The organism is Mesorhizobium sp. M7A.F.Ca.US.005.03.2.1 (assembly GCF_003997795.1).
GTDB classification, from domain to species: domain Bacteria; phylum Pseudomonadota; class Alphaproteobacteria; order Rhizobiales; family Rhizobiaceae; genus Mesorhizobium; species Mesorhizobium ciceri.
The window spans coordinates 1-1,510 of the sequence record NZ_RZRP01001158.1; the positions used below are offsets into that span (position 1 = coordinate 1).

A 1,510-nucleotide genomic window follows, 5' to 3' on the forward strand; every position below is an offset into this window, starting at 1 on the left:
GTCACCGCCAGTACTGGGCTTGGCATCAACATGAAGCGCTTCTTCGACGAGCCAAAAAACTTCGATCTCGTGCTGTCGATCACCGGCCCGGCCATCGCGCCCTACCTCGAAAGCGGCGAGCTCGCGACCAGCGACGATTTCGACCAGATCCAGCGCCAGTTCGGCGGCGGCGGGTTTTTGACGTTTGCGCTTTGGTTCAACTGAGGGTGGGCCGTTTGAGGCCGCCTTCCCGCGAGAAATCTAGCATGGCAGGCAACGGTTTTACCGGAAACACGCGCGCCTTTTGTAGGCAGGTCTGCCGGCAGTCGGTTCGCTGCATACACCGCGCGGAGGCGCTGCGTAAAAATTAGCAGTGGCTGTTTTGCTTGACTCGGCCGCCAAAAACAGGCAGCAAAACCAGGTCGGAAGGGCGACAACACCACTTTCCTGGCCGTGGACGAAGGCTGATTTGGCCAAAATCCACATCTCGTCGTTGGTTTTGAGAGGAATTGATTAACCAACTTTGTCCATATTTTGAAGCAATCGGCAACCAACTACAGACGCGGCAAACGCGTCGGGGACCACCTGGGATCACTCACAGAATGGTCGTCGCGGCTCTCAAGGCCACGTACGGGGAAACCGATTGAAGCGAGATTGGTTGCATGGCGTTGTTGAGTACACACAAAAAAAACCGGGGACAGCGTGAGGGCGGCGAGTTCGTCGATGCTCCACGTTCCCCTTCCTTCAACGCTGGCCGGGTGGCCCGCTGGGTCGCGCTGCCTTGCGTCAGCACCGCCATCGGTCTTTGGTTGATCGGCACCATGGCTGGCCTCAGTTCCGTCGGCGCCTCTCTGTCGGCAACTTCGGTTGGCCTGCCCCAGACACTGTCGACACCGGGATCGCTCGCACTTGCCGATCCGCTGAAACAGCACTTTTTGAAAGCACCCTTCGTGCTGGCCAACGCCAATGGCGGCACTCAGGCCCTGCATGATCATTCGGTGCAGTGCGGCGCCAGCTGTTTCAAGCTGGCCAGGGTAAGCGCGCGGGCGGAAAAATCCGAACGCCTTGTAGCGCAGGCAAAGCCGATGCCCGCCGCCGTGAAGTCGAAGGCGCAGGAGCGCTTCGAACGCATGGAAGCGTCGCTTTCGCCGATGAAGCTGGCCGCTGCCTTTGCCGATGCCGGAAAGCCTGCCGCCAGTGCCAACACCCGCCCGGTGATCTCCACAGTCGCACCGCGAATTGCCGAGGCGTCGTTGGTGCCCTCCGTCCAGCTCACAGCCAGCCTGTCCGATAACATGCCAGTTCCGGCGGCCGAACGTTTCGCCCGGCTGGATACCGACTCGGTGGTCGTTCAGACCGCACCGCCTCCGATGGGCTTTGCCCAATCCGGTACGCCGGACAATTCGCAGTTGGCGCTTGCTCTGGTGCAGTCCCTGCCGGCCGATGACGAGGCGTTCGCCTCACCGCTGCCGATCGAGGAATCGTCAGCCGATGTCGTGGTTTCACCCGTCGAAACCCAGCAGGATCAACC

Annotated in this window: 2 pseudogenes; both read left to right on the top strand. The window is 60.8% G+C overall.

The window, feature by feature from the left end:
• A pseudogene (locus EN991_RS35730) lies at positions 1–204 on the top strand (hypothetical protein); the annotation flags it as partial.
• Positions 205–737: 533 nt separating this feature from the next.
• A pseudogene (locus EN991_RS35735) lies at positions 738–1,510 on the top strand (hypothetical protein); the annotation flags it as partial.